Source organism: bacterium (genome assembly GCA_041648665.1).
GTDB lineage: Bacteria > UBA10199 > UBA10199 > 2-02-FULL-44-16 > JAAZCA01 > JAFGMW01.
The window spans coordinates 1-17,499 of sequence record JBAZOP010000061.1; the positions used below are offsets into that span (position 1 = coordinate 1).

Below are 17,499 nucleotides of genomic sequence, written 5' to 3' on the forward strand. Positions count from 1 at the left end.
TATCCAACTCTACTTCTAATATATAATACAATATATGTCAAATATTGATTTGACGCTTTCATATATGTTATGATATGGGCTGCAATGAAAGAGGGGTGAAAATGTCTCCCCTGATAGAGAAAAAACCCAGACCGGATCAGCGAACCAAGAAGCAGAGTTTCGCATTTTATCTATCCAAGGGACTGATCGACGAGATTGCACACGTGGCTAGGGAGACGGGCCGCTCCAAGAGCGAGGTGTTGGAGATACTGGCGAAGGCCGGGCTGGATGTGCACAGGAAGAGCTCCACCGAGTAGAATGGCAGAATGATGGACTTACGAGCGGCGCAATGAGCGCCGCTTTTATTTTGCGTGGTCAGGATGTTGTTCCAAGAATTTGAAAAACTGTTCGATGATCTTGGGGTCCCAGAAGCCCTTCTCGGTCTCTTCCTTCAACGTCTTGATAGTCTGCTCCAGCGAAAACGCCCCCTTGTATGGTCGCTCCGAGATCATCGCATCGAATGCGTCCATGACCTGGAATACGCGGGCGAGATAGGGGATGGAGTCGCCGACCAGCCCGTCCGGATAGCCGGTGCCGTTCCATTTTTCGTGATGGTGCCTGATGATGGGGCAGACGTCGGAGAGCGACTTGAGCGGATGGCAGATTTCTTCGCCGAAGATCGGGTGCTGCCGCATGATCTCCCATTCGTCCTCGGTGAGCTTGCCCGGTTTGAGGAGTATGGAATCCGGGACTCCGATCTTCCCCACGTCGTGGAGAATGCTCGCGCGTTCGAGGGTGTTGATCTGTTTCTGGTCGAGATTTATGAACCTGCCGAAAGCGCCGCTCAACCTGATGAGTCTGTCGCAATGATCGCCGGTCGTCGTGTCCTTCGCCTCGACCGCGCGCGCCAGCGACAGCACCACCGATTCGGCGTGATCGAGATCGTCGTTTAAGCGTTTCACCTTGGCCAGCGCATGCACGCGCGCCAGCAGCTCCAGCCTGTCGATCGGCTTGGAGAGGAAGTCGTCGCAGCCCGCCTCGATGCCCTTGATGCGGTCCTCCTTCTCCTGGAGCGCGGTCACTATGATGATCGGCACGAGCCGTGTGTTTTCGCCGCCCTTCAGCTTGCGGCATACCTCGAACCCGTTCATGCCCGGCATCATAACGTCCAGCAATATCACGTCCGGCAGCTCATCCCACACCATGTCCAGGGCCTGCTGGCCCGATGTGGCCTTCTTCACGATGCAGTCATGAGGGGAAAGCATCTTCTCGATCACGAGCAGGTTGGTGGGTTCGTCGTCGACCACCAACACCTTCAGCGGCTTGTCGAATTTGGGGAGGTTGAGTTTTTCCATGTGTGATTTTTAAGGCAGAACGCCTTGTGAGTCAACGCGCAAAAACCCATCAAATCTGTTGAAAGGCCGCATGTTGCATAATAGGGTCTTTTCATGATCGCGACGGCAAAGGGGAGAGGAAAGGCAAGGGCGCTGTGCCTCATTTCCGGGGGGCTGGACAGCCTCCTCGCCGTAAAGGTGCTTCAGGAGCAGGGGGTGGAGGTCTCGGGCTTAAGTTTCGAGAGCCCGTTTTTCGATGCCCATAACGCGAGGAGGGGTGCGGAACAGCTGAAGATAGAGCTCAAAGTGGCGAGGATCGGCGACGAGATAATGAAGCTCCTGCGCCGCCCTCCCCACGGCTTCGGAAAGCAGATGAACCCGTGCATCGACTGCCATGCCCTCATGGTGCGCCGGGCCGGCGAGATGATGGCGAAGGAGAACTTTGATTTCATAGCTACCGGAGAGGTTCTAGGAGAGCGGCCGATGTCGCAAAACCGCCAGTCGCTGGACACGGTGGCGCGCGATTCAGGTTTCGAGGGGTTCCTCCTCAGACCCTTATCTGCTAAGCTTCTCGCGCCAACGAAGCCTGAGATTATGGGGCTCGTGGACAGGGAGAGGCTGCTCGCCATAGAGGGCAGATCGCGCAAACCGCAGATCGCGCTCACCGAGAAATTCGGCATCAGGGAATACGTGCAGCCTGCGGGCGGTTGTCTCCTCACCGATCCGGCGTTCTCCGCGAGACTTCGGGAGCTTCTTGATCATGAGCCCTCGGCGAATGAACGCGATGCGATCCTGCTCAAGCTAGGCAGGCACTTCAGGTTGGGCTCGGGCGCCAAGGCCATAGTCGGGAGAGACAAGGAAGATAACGAAAGGATAATGGCGGCGGCAGGGGAGGATGATATCCTCGTCATATGCGACAACACCCCCGGACCGGCCGTTCTCATAGTGCATACCGACGCGGAAAATGATATAAAGACTGCGGCTCTGCTGTGTGCCAGTTTTTCAAACAGCAGCGCCTTTGAAGTCGACATGGCGATACGGCGCATGGGCGAAGAGGGCCGAATTAAGGCAAAGCCTGTTGCGCGCAATGAGTTTGACGGAATGAGGATAGGATGATGGCGACACGTGAACGCACAAAGACGCGCACCTATTACGAGCTCCTTGGAGTCACTCCGTCGGCGCCGGAGGAGATCATACAGGCGGTATGGCGCGCTTGGATGCGCACGATGCGTGTGCATCCGGACCTGGGCGGCAACGAGGAGTTCGCAAAGGCGATCAACGCGGCTTACGATACGCTCTCGAATCCCGAGAAGAGGGCGCAGTACGACGCCGAGATATCGCAAGAATTTGCGCCCGAAAACGAGGTGAACAGGCGCGCGCCGCGCACCAGGGTGGAGGCCGAGATCGCGTATTGCGCCAAACCCGACGACGGATGGCTCGCTGCGAAGGTCGTGGATGCCTCGGCCCTCGGCATGCGCGTAAGGACTGAGAAGCTCATGACCGTCGGGCAGAACATCGCCATAGCTTTTCCGGAAAAGCCCAGGCACGCCTACGAGGCGAAGGTCCGCTGGATGAGGACCTCTGACGATTTCAGCGAGTGGCGCTGCGAGGCAGGGCTTGAGTTCTTCTCGCCTATACCCGATATCCTGCATAGGCTAGGCTATAAACGGCCTTGACAGTACGAGGGTCAAAGGGTAGGTGGTTCCCCTCATATTGCGGGGTAGAGCAGCCCGGTAGCTCGTCAGGCTCATAACCTGAAGGTCACAGGTTCAAATCCTGTCCCCGCTACCAAAAAGGGGTCCCTTTCGGGGGCCCTTTTCTTTTTTTCTAAGCAACATTTTCTGCGATAGGTCGAAAACCCCCTTGGATACCTATCCCAGGAGATACACTGATGGCAGGACCCGTCACGACATGGAATGCAACGATCGCGATGCCGATTTTCGCGTCGGATCGTGCCTCAGGGGACGCCGATGAAGCGCAGGCGGCTGCGGAAAACGAGTTTGAGGTTGCGCAGGTGCCCCAACAGGACTCTTTTGGAATAGGGGCCGGAAGTTTCGTCGTCATGGGTGCATTGGCTGCGGCAAGCCTTGTGTCTCTGTGGAGGGCAAGGCGTATGACCGTAGTTTCCGAACGCATGCATGATTTGATCAAAGCCGATCTGTTGAAGCTGCAGCCCTGGGACCAGCGTGCAATATATGTGAAGGAGAAATTCGCCGCATTGGATGCGCAATCCCCTGATCCGTTTCTGGGATTTGAACAGGAGATGTTCAGGAACTGCGTGTTGGTTTTCAATTGCGATCTCAAGAAGCAGACCCTGCTCCGCAATGCAGGGCCTGCGGCTTTCCTCATGGAGTACTGGAAGGCGAGGGGGCAGGCACGCAATGTGCGTGCTATGAAGAAGGTCCTTCATGCTGTTTCTATAGACAACCTTGAAAGGGCTGCAGCCTATCATGCCGACCTCGCCGCAAGGCTGCAAAATGCGTCCTCCCCGCTGACCGCAGGCGATCTGCTTGCAAAGGCGATCCACGAGACAGCCGCTGCTCAGCTCTATTATAGGCGGGGGCTTTACATGATGATGGTGGAAGGGAAGGAAAGGGTGGTTTCGGCTGCCAGTCATATGATCGGGGAGGCCGAGCAAACGGTCGTGAGGCTCAAAAATCGTTGGGCAACGAGGATAGAGCTCTTGTCCATGCCGATCGAGGAGCTGAAAATGGCTATTGCGCAAGAGATGAGAGACATGACTTCAGGAAAAAATAAGCCCGGAAAATGGACGGTAGGTCCGAGCGGATCCATACCTCAAGGGAGACCCCCGAGTCGGAATACAGGGTCGAGCGATCCCACGGGTCCTATGGGCGCTGCGTTTTCAGGTTTGAGGTCTTTCTTGGGGTTTCAGCCTTCATCTCCTGTCCAGCAGTACGTGCACAATTTTTCCTTCGGCAGGCCTATGGCGCTGATCATGTCGCCGAGGCGCTGATAGCGGATGGAGGTCACGCCGATGTCCTTCTGGATCCATTCCACCATGCGCCCGTATTTCTCTCCATCCTCGTCTAGATAGGCCGAAACGTCCTCCACGTGCCTGCCTTCGATAGCGTCGATCGCCCTGCGTGCGATGAGCTCGTCCGCCGAACGGGTGGAGATGTTGAATTTGCACGGGAACATGAGCGGCGGGCAGGCAGGCCTTACGTGCAACTCCTTTGCCCCGTTTGCCCACAACTTCTGCGCGGTGAAGTTCTTGAGCTGGGTTCCGCGCACAATCGAGTCTTCGCAGATCAGCACCTTCTTGCCGTCGATGAGGTCACGCACGGCGATCAGCTTCATCTTCGCGACGCGGTCGCGCTCCTCTTGTGAGGGCGGCGTGTAGCTGCGGCCGTAGCCGGGCGTGTACTTGACCAGCGGCCTGCGGTAGGGGATGCCGGACTCCATGGCGTAGCCGACCGCGTGCGCCACGCCCGACTCCGGAACTCCTGCGACTATATCCGCCTTCACGTCGTCGCGCCTTGCGAGGCAGCGGCCGCAGCGCTCGCGGACGACTTCAGCGTTGATGCCTTCGTAGCACGAGCTGGGGAAACCGGTGTATATCCAAAGGAAGGAGCAGGTCTTGCAGCGGTCGCCTGCTTTTCTTATGACCTTGGGGCCATGCTCGTTGATGAAGAGGACCTCTCCGGCGCCCAGGTATTTCTCGATCTCATATCCCTGATTCGTGAGCGCGCCGCTCTCAGTGGTCACTGCCCAGCTCTGTTTGTTTCTGCCCAGCACGAGCGGCGTGTAGCCGTAACGATCCCTCGCGGCGTAAAGGCCCTCTTCGGTCAGTATCAGCATCGAACAGGAACCGTCGATGTGCTTGAAGACCTGTTCGATACCGTCCGCGATGTCCTTGCCCGTGTTGATGATCTTGGCGATCACCTCTATCTGGTTGATCTTTCCACGCCTGACCTCTGAGAACGAGTGACCGCTCTCGAGCAGCCCCTTCGCGAGGCGGTCAGCGTTGTCGATCCAACCGTTCATGACGATGGCGAAGCTGCCGAAACGGGAGTTGAGGCAGATCGGCTGCTCCTGGGCTGCGCTGACGGCCCCGATGCCCTTGTCGCCCTCGAGGTCCGACCTCTCCTCGTTGAATTTTGACTTGAACTGGCTCGAGCGTATCGAATGGATCTTGCGCCTGAGCTCGTCGCCCCAGACGGCCATGCCGCCGTACTGCGTGCCGAGATGCGAGTGATAATCCGTGCCGTAGAAGAGCGAATCGAGACAGCTGCCCTGTCCGACGCATCCGTAAATGCCTGTCATTGTGTTCTCCTTTCAAGATGAAGTGGGATTTTTATTCTTAAATGAGCTCGTCTGTCCAGAGCAAAGAGAGATTTCAGCAATGCCGCATCGAAGATTAAAGGAGCTTGATTTTAAACGATAAATAAAATAATGCATGCGTGCAACGGGGAGGAAAGATGTCATCTTCAGGCGATCGCCGACCTGTGCCGTGGGTCGTGCTCAAGTTCGGAGGCACCAGCGTATCCAACCTTGATTGCTGGGAAACCATCGCCTCCATTGTAGAGACCAGGCTGGCCGAGGGGAAGCGTCCGCTCGTAGTCTGCTCCGCGGTCAGCGGCATATCCGACGAGCTGGAGAGGCTGCTGGCCGGCTCACTCAAGGGCTCCCCCGAGGGGGCCCTCGATCGCATAGTCGCAAGACACGCAGCGCTCGCCGAAGAGCTCGCCGTGGATCGCGGCGAGATCGAATCCTGCATCGAGGAGCTCAAGAGGCTGGTGACAGGCGCTTCGATGATCAGGGAGGTGACCCCAAGGCTCAGGGCCAGGGTCATGGCGCAGGGGGAGCTTCTTTCGACCCGGCTTGGCGCCGCATATATGCGCAGGCGAGGTATCGACGCGCAGTGGGCCGACGCCCGCGACCTGCTCGTCTCCATCCAGAGGCCCGGCGCAGGCGCGAGGCAGCTCTACCTGCATGCGGCGTGCGACACCGAGAGGGATCCAGCCCTCTGCGAACACATCTCCTCGATTCCATCGCAAGTGGTGATGACGCAGGGATTCATCGCACGCGACACCGCCGGCGACACCGTGCTCCTCGGCCGCGGCGGATCAGACACATCGGCCTCCTACTTCGCCGCGAAGCTTGGCGCCGAGCGCTGCGAGATATGGACCGACGTGCCGGGGATGTTCACTGCCAACCCTACCCATGTCCCGGACGCGCATCTCATCAAATCGCTGGACTACGACGAGGCGCAGGAGATCGCATCATCCGGCGCAAAGGTTTTGCACCCGAGGTGCCTGGCGCCGGTGCGCAGACACGGCATACCTCTCTCCATCCACTGCCTCTCGTACCCCCATATGCAGGGCACGGTCGTCTCCAGGGACGCGGTGAAGGCCGGGGCGCAGGTGAAGGCGATCTCCTCGAGGTCTGGAATCACCCTGGTCACGATGGAGACGGTGGACATGTGGCAGGAGGTCGGTTTTCTGGCCAGCGCGTTCGAGTGCTTCAAAAGACACAACCTCTCCATCGATCTGGTCTCCACGTCCGAGACAAACGTCACGGTCACGATCGACAAGGCCCATAACGCCATGGGGCCGGAGCTCTTGCCGGCGCTGCTCCTCGACCTCGGCCGCATCTGCCACGCCAGGGCAATAGAGTCCTGCGCTGCGGTGAGCCTGGTCGGCAAGGACATACGTGCGATACTCCACAGGATCGCGCCCGCCCTCGAGGTCTTCGAGGAGCAGAAGATATACCTCGTCTCGCAGGCAGCCAATGATTTGAACGTCACGTTCGTGGTCAACGACGAACAGGCCCAGAGGCTCGTGCGCGAGCTTCACGGCAGCCTCTTCGGCCAGAAGAAGAAAAGTTCCATACTTGGGCCGACCTGGGACGAGATACGAGGGACCGCAGGGGATTCGCGATCCGAGTCCCGGCCCAGGTGGTGGCGAAAGAAGAGGGACGAGCTGCTTTCGCTCGCAGCGGGCCGCACGCCCCTTTATGTCTATGACGGTGCGACGGTGCGAGCGCAGATCGAGCAGCTCAAGTCAATGGAGTCGCTGGACAGGATCTTCTATTCGCTCAAGGCCAACCCGCACCCGGCGATCCTGAAGGAGTCGTACGATGCAGGACTCGGTTTCGAGTGCGTCTCGCCTGGCGAGCTGGAGCAAGCGATCTCCCTGTTCAAGGGCATGGATCCGGCGAGGATCCTCTTCACGCCCAACTTCGCCTCCAGGTCGGAGTACCAGATGGCGCTCAAGCTCGGCGCGACGGTGACGCTGGACAACCTCTTTCCCCTATCCGCGTGGCCGGAGCTCTTCAAGGGCAGGAAAATCTTTTTGAGGATAGATCCGGGCAAAGGGAGGGGACACCACGAGTTCGTGCACACCGCAGGGGCCAAATCAAAATTCGGAATTTCGCCCGACCAGTTCGACGAGCTTCACTCCCTCGTGAAATCCTCCGGAGCGAAGATCGTGGGGCTGCACGCCCACGTGGGGAGCAACATCTTCAAAGCGGAGACGTGGAGCAATACAGCTATGTTCCTTGCCCAGATCGCCGAGCGATTCCCTGAAGTGAGGGTCCTGGATCTGGGCGGCGGTCTCGGGGTGGTGGAGAAGCCGGGTGTGGAGCCGCTGGACCTGCGGGAGGTCGACTCCACGCTCTGCAGGGCAAAGCGCGCAAACCCGCGCTGCGAGCTGTGGATCGAGCCAGGCAGGTACTTGGTGGCCGAGGCCGGGGTCCTGCTCGCAAAGGTCACGCAGACGAAGACAAAGGGCGACTACCGCTATGTGGGCATAGATGCCGGGATGAACACCCTGATCAGGCCGGCCCTCTACGGGGCTTATCACGAGATCGTGAACCTCACCAGGCTCGACGAACCGCCTGTGGCCACTGCGGACGTGGTCGGCCCCATATGCGAATCCGGAGATGTGCTCGGCCACGACAGGCGCATGCCAGAGCCTCGGGAAGGGGACGTGATACTCATCGGGACCGCAGGAGCCTACGGGCGCGTGATGAGCTCATCGTATAACTTGAGAGCTCCAGCGGAAGAACATTTTCTAAAGGCATAGTTGAAGAGATGTAAAAAAAAGGGGCGCATCGCAGCGCCCCTGATTTTTTCAGATCCTATACTTTACTTTATCTTGCTCAACACCTCTGACGTCCTGTTCGGGTCGTTGGTGTCGAACGCGATGACCATTGTGTTCGAATCAGGCATGGCCGTGGAGTAGGTGCAATAGGTGTCGATGTGAGCCTTTGCCAGCGCATCGGCCGCTTTGTTGAAGCGACCCGGCTCGTTCTTGGTGTACCAGAGCGTGACCGGTGTCTCCTGGACGTTGTAGCCTGCCGACTTCAGAACCTCGTACGCCTTTTTGTTGTTGTCTGTCACGAGCCTGAAGCAGGTCTCGTTGCCCCACTTGTAGGTGGTGAAGCACTCGAGGTTTACATTGTTTCTGTTCAGCGGGCTGGTGATGGTGGTGTAGTTTGTGCTGGTGTTCGTCGCCACTATCAGAAGCTCTCCGGTCGTGCGTGCTGCGTATCCGGTCGTCCTGGTCTCCCTGGTCACCTGCGTGGAACTCATGGTGTTCGGGGATCTTTTCGTTGTGGTGCTCATCAAATCCTCCTTTTGGGTTATTAGCGCCAAATCTATAAACAAATAGGGCTCCACAGTCAAGCCTGATCTTATATTTCTTTTTATTGAATCAAGCACTTGCAGAGGGGAAGAGGCTCATCTAAAAGCCATGTGGATGCCCATATACTCATATAGCCGACTGGCCGCCTTTGCGCAGTGTCCCCTGAAATACAAGTACGCCTATATAGACGGCATCGAAAGGGGCAGGAGATCCATAGAGGCCTTCATGGGCAACAGGTTCCATGAGGCCATGGAGCGCCTGTACGAGCATGCGCCGCAATCTTACCCGTCGGCAGATGAGCTGAGAGAGCTCTTTCTCAAGCTGTGGGATAAGGAGTTTGCCGACGACGTGTTCTCGAACTTGGCGAATAGAAAACCCGAGGACGTAAGGGCGTTGGGGCTTCGCGCCATAGACGACTATTGGCGCCGTTATCAGCCGTTCGACCAGGGCAGGGTGCTTGGCCTCGAGAGGGAACTCCTGGTGGATCTGGACGGCTCGGGCAAATACAGGCTCCGCTGCATCATAGACCGACTGATGGCCAGAGACGACTGCTCGTTTGAGATACACGACTACAAGACGGGAGGATTCCTCCCTGAGCAGAAAAAACTCGACGATGACGAACAACTGGCGCTCTACGAGATCGCGGTGAGAGAGAACTGGCCTTCTGTAAAGACAGTGGATCTCGTATGGCACTATGTCGCCTTTGACATGGAGATGAAATCCAGACGCACCGAGGAGGAGCTGGATGAGCTGAAAAAAAGGACCTGCGCGAGGATCGACGAGGTGGAGGCCGCCAGAGACTTCCTTCCGCACGAGACGGAGCTGTGCGAGTGGTGCGATTTTTTGAAGATATGCCCTCTCTTCGCCCACAGGTTCGCGATCGAGAACCTTCCGCTCGAAAAGTACGCTACGGACGACGCCATCGGCATGGTGAACAGGTTCGCGGCACTCGATGCAGAGAAACGGAAGCTGCACGAGAGGGAGAAGCAGATCGAGCTGGAGCAGGAGAGGATCAAGGTTCAGGCCGTCATAAAGGCGGAGCAGGAAGGGGTGAAGCGTCTGTTTGGAGACACGCACGTGCTGACCATAAAGGATGACATACGGGTCAGCTATCCGAAGAAAGGCGAACTTGTCCGCGCTGCCTTTGAGTCCGCGATGCATGGCCTGGGGCTGTGGGAGAGGGTGATAGACGTGAACTTCAGCTCGCTCAAATCCATGGCCCACGAAATTGGATGGAAGGGGAGCGGCGATATCCCGCTAGGGCTCGCGGAATTTCTCAAGATCGAGCCTATAAAACAGGTCCGGATCTCCAGGCGAAAAGATCTGGATGATGATTGATTTTTCTGAAATCGACCGAATCCTTCAATAAAATCCACATATTACCACTTTTTACTTGAAAGCCAAAAGCCACTCAGGATATAGAGCCCCGCCTATGGCCATAAATATCAACTTCATCTTTGATCTCGATGGCACTGTAGTCAACCCGGGCACCGCCATCCCGCGCTGCATAAACTTCGCTCTCAAGAAGCACGGCATGAAGTCCGTGCCGATCGAGCGGCTCAAGCGCTACATAGGCTTCAACCTCGAGACGGTATTTGCGGAGATCACCGGCCGCAAGGACAAGCGCTTCCTCAAGCAATGCGTGGACTCGTACAGGGAGCGCTTCCACAAGGAGGGCATAGCCGAACATCGCCTTTATCCGGGCATAGTGGGGTTGCTCGAGGCGGTGTCGCAGCGCGGCAATATAGTCATCGCCTCGATCAAGCCGCAGGTCTCGTGCGACATGGTTCTCGACCACCTCGGCATCAAGCCCCTGTTCACCTCGGTCTATGGAAGCGAGCTGGGCGGAACGCGGTCGAGCAAAGGCGACGTCCTCAAGTACGCGATGAAGAACGAGAAGCTGAAGAAGGCGATCATTATAGGCGACCGCGGCGTGGACATAGAGGCTGCGAAGAGATGCTCATGCCCCACGATCGGCGTCTCCTACGGCTACGGCACTAAAGAAGAGCTGGTGCAGGCAGGTGCCGACAAAATCGCAGAGACGGTCGGGGAACTGAGGCAATATCTGCTCACCGCGACATGAACGATAAACTGGACGATCTGAGGCGGCGCCTCCGCAAACTGGAGAGCGCCGTCGTTGCTTTTTCAGGCGGCGTGGATTCCTCGCTGCTGGCCGTGCTCGCTCGTGCGGAGCTTGCGGACCGGATGATAGCGGCGACTGCCGTGTCCCCGAGCCTTCAGTCGACCGACCGCATGTTGTGCGTCGCCCTTTCAGAGCAGCTTAAGCTTCCTCACGCGTTTGTCGAGACGAACGAACTCTTGGATCAAGATTATGCGGCAAATCCGGATGACCGATGCTATTTCTGCAAGCGGCATCTGCTCGAGAGAATGATTGCGCTTGCGGACGAGAAGGGGTTCAAATTCGTGGTCGAAGGGACGAACCTCTCCGACCTCGATGGCCACAGGCCAGGGAGGCGGGCGACCGAGGAGAACGCGAGGGCGGTCACCCCCCTGATCGACGCCGGCCTGACCAAAGAGGATGTGAGGACCATTGCGAGAGAGCTCCGCATACCCACTGCGGATAAGCCCTCTGCCGCGTGTCTCGCTTCGAGGATCCCCGCGGGCATCCCCATCACCCGCGATCTGCTGCGGCGGATCGATTTGGCCGAGGATGCGGTGCGCGCGTCTGGCGTAAGCCAGGTGAGGGTGCGCCATCATGGCGAGATCGCGAGGATCGAGGTCGGCGAGGACGAGATCGACACGGTCGCGAGGGCGAGGAGCGAGATAGCGGAAAAACTGGGCGAGCTCGGGTGGAAGTTCGTAGCCCTGGATCTGACAGGCTACCGCACGGGCGGCGCGAAGGGCTGAAGGGATCATGGAAAAGGCGGATATTAAGAGACTGCTGGACGAGGTGGCAAAGGGCGCGTTGACCGCTGCGGAGGCGCTGGATCGTCTCTCCGTTCTCCCGTTCGTCGACATGGGCTTTGCAAAGCATGATGGACACAGGCCGCTCAGGAACGGCTTCGCGGAGGTGATCTTCTGCGAGGGCAAGAGGCCGGAGCACGTGAAGGCGATCGTTGCAGATGCCTCGACCCGCGGGCTCAACGTCTTGGGGACAAGGGCGGATGGCCGGCTCTGCGAGATGCTGGCAAAGGAATTCCGCGGGATCGACTTCGACGAGCAGAGCCGCACGTTCAGGCTGATGAAGATGACGCCGGAGCCTTTGCCCGGGAAGCTGGCCGTGCTGGCGGCGGGCACTGCGGACCTCGCAGTCGCGGAGGAGGCGTGCCGCACAGCGCAGTTCTTCGGAGTCGAGCCAAACCGCCATTACGATGTGGGCATCGCAGGGCTGCACAGGCTGCTCTCGTGTCTTGAGGAGATAAAGCAATCGGATGCACTGATCGTGGTCGCGGGCATGGAGGGAGCGTTGCCCGGCGTAGTCGGCGGCCTCGTCGGCGCTCCGATCATAGCGGTGCCGACCAGCATCGGCTATGGAGCGAGCTTCAAGGGGATCGCAGCACTTCTCGGAATGCTCAACACATGTTCCGAGGGCGTTTCAGTCGTGAACATCGACAACGGTTTCGGGGCAGCGTGCGCCGCGATCCGCATCCTGAGAATGATGCAGGATAACGGGTAGGGGAGGATGCGCGATGGCAAGCCCGGCCGTGTGGATCGCCCTGCTCGCAGTCATGAATTTATTCTGGGCAGGCTCGTACTCCGTGATGAAGTACGGGCTGGCCTCACTCGATCCCCTCTCTCTCGTCTTTTGGCGCCTCTCCATCGGTTTCATAATCCTGGCCGGTTGGATAGCGATCAGGCGCTATGACCTCAGGATCGGCTGGCGCGATGGGTTGCGGGTCGCATCCTCCGGGATATGCATCGCCCTCTCCAGCTATCTCACCGTGATCGGCGTGGAGATGTCGCACGCTTCCGACGCCTCGCTGCTGTATGTGTTCGAGCCGGTCTGGGCGATCATCCTGGCTTGCATCTTCCTCAAGGAACGCATGCTCATGAGCACGATCCTTGGCCTTGTCATCGCGATCGCGGGTCTCGTAAGGCTTTCGGGTTTCGATATCGCGGCCGGGGGTCTCCCGGACAGCGGCGTGGGACTGGGCAACGCGCTCATAGTCATAGGCCTCATGTCGGAAGGGCTTTTTTCGATAATGCTCAAGCCGGCGTCGAAACGCAGGCCAGTGGTCGTGCTCCTGGCGGGCGTGCTCCTGGTCGCCTCGCTCACCCTTGCGATTCCGATGCACTTCAAAAACGGATTCAGCCTTGCGATCGACAGGGCCGGGATCTTTTCCATCGGCTACCTCGCCGTCATCTGCACCGCGTTGGGTTACTCGGTCTGGGTTGCGGTGCTGCGCCATGTGCCGCTCTCGGTCATGGAGTTCACCATCTTCATACAACCGATCGCAGGCATGCTCATCGCGACCGCGGCGTTGGGCGAACCGATCGACAACCGCGTTATCTGGGGCGGTGCGCTGTGCATCGCAGGCATGGCGGTCGCCGTGACAGGGCACATCAGGTATGCGAAAAAGAACGGAAGAGCGTTGGCCACAAAAGATTTCGTAATGCCCGCAGATGCGCTTTGACACTGAATATCCACAATCCAAGTTCAGCTTAAATTAGATATAATTGTGCATAATTGTTGAAAAAAGTTTGACTCAAATGATGTAATTCATTATAATTACTCTGGAATTGATAAGCGATTGAAATTCTAACCTTTTTCAAAGGAGGGGGAAATGGTAAAGAAGAAGAAAAAGGTGACAAAGAAGAAAAAGGTCACCAAAAAGAGGAAGAAGGTAGCGAAGAAGAAGAAGAAGGTTTCCCGCAAGAAGAGGAAGTAAGTCTCCTCAAGGAGAGCTTACGCCGGGGGCCCAATCGGGCTCCCGTTTTTTTTGTCCCGTCTATTTGGGTTTTTGCCTTGTTAGGCAATATCGATTGTGTTAACTGCGCACCCCGAATTTTGATACATGGTTGATTCGGCCTAACTTAAGGCAGGAGGCGGACAATGTCACAATATGTGCCCAACAGAATCTACCTCACGAAGGGCGTCGGCAAACATCGCGAGAAGCTGCAGAGTTTCGAGATGGCCCTCAGACAGGCGCGCATCGCGCACTTCAATCTCGTCAGGGTTTCCAGCATTTTCCCGCCCGGATGCAAGATCATCAACAGGGCCGAGGGGATACTCAGGCTTTCTCCGGGACAGGTCGTCTATTGCGTGCTTTCGGATTGTGCGACCAACGAGCCCCATAGGCTGATCGCGGCTTCGGTCGGTCTCTCCCTGCCAAAGAACAAGGAATTCCACGGTTATCTCTCCGAGCATCACGCGTTCGGCCAGAACGAGCGCGCCGCCGGAGACTACGCCGAGGACCTGGCCGCTGAGATGCTCGCCACGATCCTCGGAGTGGGTTTCGACGCCGACAAGTCCTGGAACGATAGAAAGGGCACATGGACGATCTCCGGCGAGATCGTCCGCACCTTGAACGTAACTCAATCCGCAGTCGGCGACTCTAAAGGGTTGTGGACCACTGTCGTCGCCGGGGCGATCTTCGTCCCGTAAGGAAATCCATATGCAACCATCGATCACAAATAATTTCCTGGGTCTTGAGCCCAAGGACTGCGATTATTCGCGCGCGCGCGTCGTGGTTCTCCCGGTCCCGTACGAGGCCACCGTGAGTTACGGAGGAGGAACCTCGAAGGGGCCGGCCGCGATAATTGCGGCCTCTCAGCAGGTGGAGCTGTACGACGAGGAGCTCTCTTGCGAGCCGTCCGAGATAGGGGTTGCGACTATGGACCCGGTCGATGTTTCCGGCGTTTCACCCGGCGAACTCTATGAGAGGGTCGCGCCGCACGTCTTGAAGATATTGCACGACGGGAAGATTCCGCTTTCGCTCGGCGGCGAACACTCCGTGACGCCCGCGATATTCGCTGCGCTCCAGAGGATTCACCGGGACACGACCGTGCTGCAGTTCGACGCGCATGCGGACTTGAGACAGGAATACGACGGCGAGCCGATGAGCCACGCCTGCGCCATGGCGAGGGTGAGGGAACTCGCGCCGGCCGTCCAGGTAGGCATCCGCAACCTTTCGCGCGAGGAGGCGGCGTGGATCGAGCGCGACCGCCTTCCGGTTTTCTTCGCGCACCGGATGCGCAAGGACCCCGACTGGATGAAGAAGGCGCTGGCCGAGATAAAAACGGAGAAGATCTACATCACGATCGACGTGGACGCCTTCGATTCCTCGGTGGTCCCCATGACCGGAACCCCCGAGCCAGGCGGCATGGGATGGTACGAGGTCACGGAGTTTCTCAGGCTCGTCATGAGCCGCAAAAAGACGGTCGGCATCGACATCGTGGAGTTGGCGCCGCGCGAGGGGATGCACGCGTCGGACTTCCTCGTGGCGAAGCTGGCCTATAAGTGCATCGGATATCTCGGGAATCACTGAACGGTGTAGCCGAATTTCTGGGTGAGGGACGCTATCGCGTCTCCCTGCCTGAGCAGGTGATTGGCAACATCCCACTCGTGGCTGTCCAGGATGATGCCGGTGTCGATGAGGAGCCAGGCGAATCGTTCACTGTCCACGTTGCCCTGCAGGACCTCGACGCACATTGCTTTTAGATACGGATCCATTTCCCCCTCCTTGGATCCTGCCCCAGTATCTAACTTGTTGATATTTCTATAAAATAAACTTCTATAACCTATGCATAATTAAGCTTAATTTAGATATATTTTATGTATATCTTATATCAAGTCAAGTACATATAAAGATATTTAATGAATTTTTATAAATGATGAACAAATTTATTTGCCCCTTGAGCATGCCCCTCCAATCTGCTAACGAGTCGAGTTTCAAACGATTTCTCCGAACCATCGAGGAGTTTGGGATTTGTCTATCAGACTTCAAATGCTGGCTTTGATGATCGTTTCGGCGATTTTGTTCCCCTTTGATGCGCTGGGATTTGATCTTGCGAGTCATGTGACGGAATTTCGGCTCTCAAACGGCATGCGCTGGCTCGTCGTGCGCAGGGAACAGGCGCCTGTCTTCTCCGGCATGGTCATGATCCGCGCGGGCGGCATGGACGAGGCGTCGGGAAAGACAGGGCTTGCGCACATGTTCGAGCACATGGCCTTCAAGGGCACGAGCCGGATCGGCACAAAGGACTGGGCAAAAGAGAAACCGGTACTCGATAAGATCGAGGCGCTGGGGGCGGAGCTCACCGGAGAGACCGTCTCCGCCAAGCCGGACGCCAAGAGGATCGAAGAGATAGGCAAGGAGATGGCCGCACTCAAAAAGGAGGCGGCAAAATATCAGTCCGACAATGAGGTGTGGGAAATCCTGATGCGCAACGGCGGCAAGGGGATCAATGCCTACACCAGCAAAGACCTCACCGCATTTCACGCCAGCATGCCTTCGAGCAGGCTGGGCCTCTGGGCGGCAGTGACCGCAGAGATCGTCTTCAACCCCGCGTATCGCGATTTCTACACGGAGCGAAGCGTTATAGCGGAAGAGCGCAGGAGCGGAGTGGACGACGACCCTGACGGCGCTTTCGTGGAGAAGCTCCTCGCTACCGCATTTGAAAAGGGCGGCTACAGCTGGCCAACCATCGGCTCGGAATCAGACGTGATGGGGTTCACGACAGCAGACGCAAGGGCCTTCCATGAACGCAATTACGTTCCCTCCAACATGGTCGGGGTGATCGTCGGCGACCTGGACGTGGCAGGGGCCAAAGCTATCTTGCAGAGGGAATTCGGCAGATATCCGGCCAGACAGAGGCCTGCGCAGCCCCATTCAAAAAGCTCAAACACAGGGGGTCGCAGCGCCTCGCTCGAGTTCGCCGCAGCCCCGGCTATAGCGATCGCATTTCACAAGCCTACGCTCCCCGATCCGGCTGAGTACTCGTTCGACATAATGGCGACCCTCCTCTGCGAGGGGAGCTCCAGCAGGCTGAAGAAGAGGCTTGTCTTCGACGAGAGGATGGCGAAGGAGATATTCTGCAGCGACGGCTTCCCCGGCTCCAGGTCGCCCAACCTCTTCATGATATGGATCGAACCCCTGAAGGGCAAATCCACGGGCAAGATACTGGATGCAATCGAGGAGGAGATAGCAAGGCTTCGAGACGAGCCGGTGGACGAGGAGGAGATGGAGCGTGTCCGCAAGACGGTGACCTCAGCCATCATGTTCGCGATGGACAGCAACGAAACGTTCGCCGAGCAACTAGCCCATTTTGAAACCGTGTTCGACGACTGGAGGCTCCTGGGCGAATACCCTGAGAAGATATCCGGGGTGACGCCCGAGGACGTGCAGTCGGTGGCCAGAAAATACTTCGTGGATTCGAACCGTATAATTCTGGAGAGGAAGAGGAAACGATGAGAAGGGCCTTCGCATACATCGCCGTCCTCCTCTGCGCTGTCGCGTTTTCCCGCGATGCGGGTGCGGCATCCCGATATATAGCGGATCTGGAGAGGTCGGCGCTTCCGGAAGTCAGCGCCCCTGATGTCAGGGTGCTGGATCTCTCGAACGGCATGAGGTGTTATCTCCTGTCGGACACCGCCCTTCCCATAGTCAAGGCTGAGG

18 protein-coding genes and 1 tRNA gene are annotated in these 17,499 nt (G+C 57.8%); 15 read left to right on the plus strand and 4 right to left on the minus strand.

What is annotated here, in order from left to right:
* Window positions 1-101 precede the first annotated feature (101 nt).
* Window positions 102-296, plus strand: coding sequence for a hypothetical protein (locus tag WC683_14620; protein ID MFA4973843.1), 195 nt, complete (start codon window positions 102-104; stop codon window positions 294-296).
* A 45-nt stretch (window positions 297-341) separates the two neighbouring features.
* Here WC683_14620 and WC683_14625 read toward each other — a convergent pair whose 3' ends face one another.
* The gene (locus WC683_14625; protein ID MFA4973844.1) at window positions 342-1,334 is read right to left on the minus strand and encodes an HD domain-containing phosphohydrolase; all 993 of its coding nucleotides are present in this window, start codon (window positions 1,332-1,334) and stop codon (window positions 342-344) included.
* A gap of 93 nt (window positions 1,335-1,427) precedes the next feature.
* Here WC683_14625 and WC683_14630 point away from each other — a divergent pair, with 93 nt between their 5' ends.
* The 4 genes from WC683_14630 to WC683_14645 all read left to right on the plus strand — a co-directional run bounded on the left by WC683_14630 (window position 1,428) and on the right by WC683_14645 (window position 4,287).
* Window positions 1,428-2,429 (plus strand): tRNA 4-thiouridine(8) synthase ThiI, encoded by a 1,002-nt coding sequence (locus WC683_14630; protein MFA4973845.1) that lies wholly within the window; start codon window positions 1,428-1,430, stop codon window positions 2,427-2,429.
* Window positions 2,429-2,989 carry a DnaJ domain-containing protein gene (locus tag WC683_14635; protein MFA4973846.1) on the plus strand — a complete coding sequence of 187 codons (561 nt, stop codon included), beginning with the start codon at window positions 2,429-2,431 and terminating at the stop codon, window positions 2,987-2,989. Before WC683_14630 ends, WC683_14635 begins: the two co-directional genes overlap by 1 nt.
* A gap of 38 nt (window positions 2,990-3,027) precedes the next feature.
* Window positions 3,028-3,104 (plus strand) — tRNA-Met (locus tag WC683_14640).
* Window positions 3,105-3,204: 100 nt separating this feature from the next.
* Entirely contained in the window at window positions 3,205-4,287 is a 1,083-nt protein-coding gene (locus tag WC683_14645; GenBank protein ID MFA4973847.1) for a hypothetical protein, read from the plus strand.
* On the opposite strand, the gene WC683_14650 is transcribed toward WC683_14645, so the two are convergent.
* Window positions 4,203-5,597, minus strand: coding sequence for an amidophosphoribosyltransferase (locus WC683_14650; GenBank protein MFA4973848.1), 1,395 nt, complete (start codon window positions 5,595-5,597; stop codon window positions 4,203-4,205). The genes WC683_14645 and WC683_14650 overlap by 85 nt on opposite strands.
* A 155-nt stretch (window positions 5,598-5,752) precedes the next feature.
* On the opposite strand from WC683_14650, the gene WC683_14655 reads away from it, so the two are divergent.
* Window positions 5,753-8,359, plus strand: a complete 2,607-nt coding sequence (locus tag WC683_14655; GenBank protein MFA4973849.1) for a bifunctional aspartate kinase/diaminopimelate decarboxylase — start codon at window positions 5,753-5,755, stop codon at window positions 8,357-8,359.
* Between the two features lie 62 nt (window positions 8,360-8,421).
* Here WC683_14655 and WC683_14660 read toward each other — a convergent pair whose 3' ends face one another.
* Window positions 8,422-8,901, minus strand: coding sequence for a hypothetical protein (locus WC683_14660; protein MFA4973850.1), 480 nt, complete (start codon window positions 8,899-8,901; stop codon window positions 8,422-8,424).
* Between the two features lie 133 nt (window positions 8,902-9,034).
* Here WC683_14660 and WC683_14665 point away from each other — a divergent pair, with 133 nt between their 5' ends.
* From WC683_14665 to speB, 7 genes are all read left to right on the plus strand, one after another.
* Window positions 9,035-10,258 carry a PD-(D/E)XK nuclease family protein gene (locus WC683_14665; GenBank protein ID MFA4973851.1) on the plus strand — a complete coding sequence of 408 codons (1,224 nt, stop codon included), beginning with the start codon at window positions 9,035-9,037 and terminating at the stop codon, window positions 10,256-10,258.
* A 94-nt stretch (window positions 10,259-10,352) separates the two neighbouring features.
* Window positions 10,353-11,003 (plus strand): HAD hydrolase-like protein, encoded by a 651-nt coding sequence (locus tag WC683_14670; GenBank protein MFA4973852.1) that lies wholly within the window; start codon window positions 10,353-10,355, stop codon window positions 11,001-11,003.
* Window positions 11,000-11,788 carry an ATP-dependent sacrificial sulfur transferase LarE gene (gene larE, locus WC683_14675; protein ID MFA4973853.1) on the plus strand — a complete coding sequence of 263 codons (789 nt, stop codon included), beginning with the start codon at window positions 11,000-11,002 and terminating at the stop codon, window positions 11,786-11,788. The genes WC683_14670 and larE overlap by 4 nt, the downstream gene beginning before the upstream one ends.
* 7 nt (window positions 11,789-11,795) lie before the next feature.
* Window positions 11,796-12,557 carry a nickel pincer cofactor biosynthesis protein LarB gene (gene larB, locus WC683_14680; protein ID MFA4973854.1) on the plus strand — a complete coding sequence of 254 codons (762 nt, stop codon included), beginning with the start codon at window positions 11,796-11,798 and terminating at the stop codon, window positions 12,555-12,557.
* A gap of 13 nt (window positions 12,558-12,570) precedes the next feature.
* Window positions 12,571-13,515, plus strand: coding sequence for a DMT family transporter (locus tag WC683_14685; protein MFA4973855.1), 945 nt, complete (start codon window positions 12,571-12,573; stop codon window positions 13,513-13,515).
* 419 nt (window positions 13,516-13,934) lie between these two features.
* Window positions 13,935-14,486, plus strand: a complete 552-nt coding sequence (locus WC683_14690) for an arginine decarboxylase, pyruvoyl-dependent (GenBank protein MFA4973856.1) — start codon at window positions 13,935-13,937, stop codon at window positions 14,484-14,486.
* A gap of 10 nt (window positions 14,487-14,496) precedes the next feature.
* Entirely contained in the window at window positions 14,497-15,369 is an 873-nt protein-coding gene (gene speB / locus WC683_14695; GenBank protein MFA4973857.1) for an agmatinase, read from the plus strand.
* On the opposite strand, the gene WC683_14700 is transcribed toward speB, so the two are convergent.
* Entirely contained in the window at window positions 15,363-15,554 is a 192-nt protein-coding gene (locus WC683_14700) for a hypothetical protein (GenBank protein MFA4973858.1), read from the minus strand. The genes speB and WC683_14700 overlap by 7 nt on opposite strands.
* Window positions 15,555-15,900: 346 nt before the next feature.
* Between WC683_14700 and WC683_14705 the strand changes: the two genes are divergently transcribed.
* Window positions 15,901-17,295, plus strand: coding sequence for a pitrilysin family protein (locus WC683_14705; GenBank protein ID MFA4973859.1), 1,395 nt, complete (start codon window positions 15,901-15,903; stop codon window positions 17,293-17,295).
* Window positions 17,292-17,499: hypothetical protein (locus tag WC683_14710; GenBank protein ID MFA4973860.1), on the plus strand; the 208-nt coding region annotated here is incomplete at its 3' end. The genes WC683_14705 and WC683_14710, both read left to right, overlap by 4 nt.

What these genes read in the sequence shown, in the direction of transcription:
- WC683_14670 (MFA4973852.1), top strand. Translation starts at nt 10,353, where the DNA reads ATGGCCATAAATATCAACTTCATCTTTGATCTCGATGGCACTGTAGTC.
- WC683_14635 (MFA4973846.1), top strand. Translation starts at nt 2,429, where the DNA reads ATGGCGACACGTGAACGCACAAAGACGCGCACCTATTACGAGCTCCTT.
- WC683_14620 (MFA4973843.1), top strand. Translation starts at nt 102, where the DNA reads ATGTCTCCCCTGATAGAGAAAAAACCCAGACCGGATCAGCGAACCAAG.
- speB (MFA4973857.1), top strand. Translation starts at nt 14,497, where the DNA reads ATGCAACCATCGATCACAAATAATTTCCTGGGTCTTGAGCCCAAGGAC.
- WC683_14660 (MFA4973850.1), bottom strand. Translation starts at nt 8,901, where the DNA reads ATGAGCACCACAACGAAAAGATCCCCGAACACCATGAGTTCCACGCAG.
- WC683_14655 (MFA4973849.1), top strand. Translation starts at nt 5,753, where the DNA reads ATGTCATCTTCAGGCGATCGCCGACCTGTGCCGTGGGTCGTGCTCAAG.
- WC683_14690 (MFA4973856.1), top strand. Translation starts at nt 13,935, where the DNA reads ATGTCACAATATGTGCCCAACAGAATCTACCTCACGAAGGGCGTCGGC.
- larB (MFA4973854.1), top strand. Translation starts at nt 11,796, where the DNA reads ATGGAAAAGGCGGATATTAAGAGACTGCTGGACGAGGTGGCAAAGGGC.
- WC683_14645 (MFA4973847.1), top strand. Translation starts at nt 3,205, where the DNA reads ATGGCAGGACCCGTCACGACATGGAATGCAACGATCGCGATGCCGATT.
- WC683_14665 (MFA4973851.1), top strand. Translation starts at nt 9,035, where the DNA reads ATGCCCATATACTCATATAGCCGACTGGCCGCCTTTGCGCAGTGTCCC.
- WC683_14700 (MFA4973858.1), bottom strand. Translation starts at nt 15,554, where the DNA reads ATGGATCCGTATCTAAAAGCAATGTGCGTCGAGGTCCTGCAGGGCAAC.
- WC683_14650 (MFA4973848.1), bottom strand. Translation starts at nt 5,597, where the DNA reads ATGACAGGCATTTACGGATGCGTCGGACAGGGCAGCTGTCTCGATTCG.
- larE (MFA4973853.1), top strand. Translation starts at nt 11,000, where the DNA reads ATGAACGATAAACTGGACGATCTGAGGCGGCGCCTCCGCAAACTGGAG.
- WC683_14630 (MFA4973845.1), top strand. Translation starts at nt 1,428, where the DNA reads ATGATCGCGACGGCAAAGGGGAGAGGAAAGGCAAGGGCGCTGTGCCTC.
- WC683_14625 (MFA4973844.1), bottom strand. Translation starts at nt 1,334, where the DNA reads ATGGAAAAACTCAACCTCCCCAAATTCGACAAGCCGCTGAAGGTGTTG.
- WC683_14685 (MFA4973855.1), top strand. Translation starts at nt 12,571, where the DNA reads ATGGCAAGCCCGGCCGTGTGGATCGCCCTGCTCGCAGTCATGAATTTA.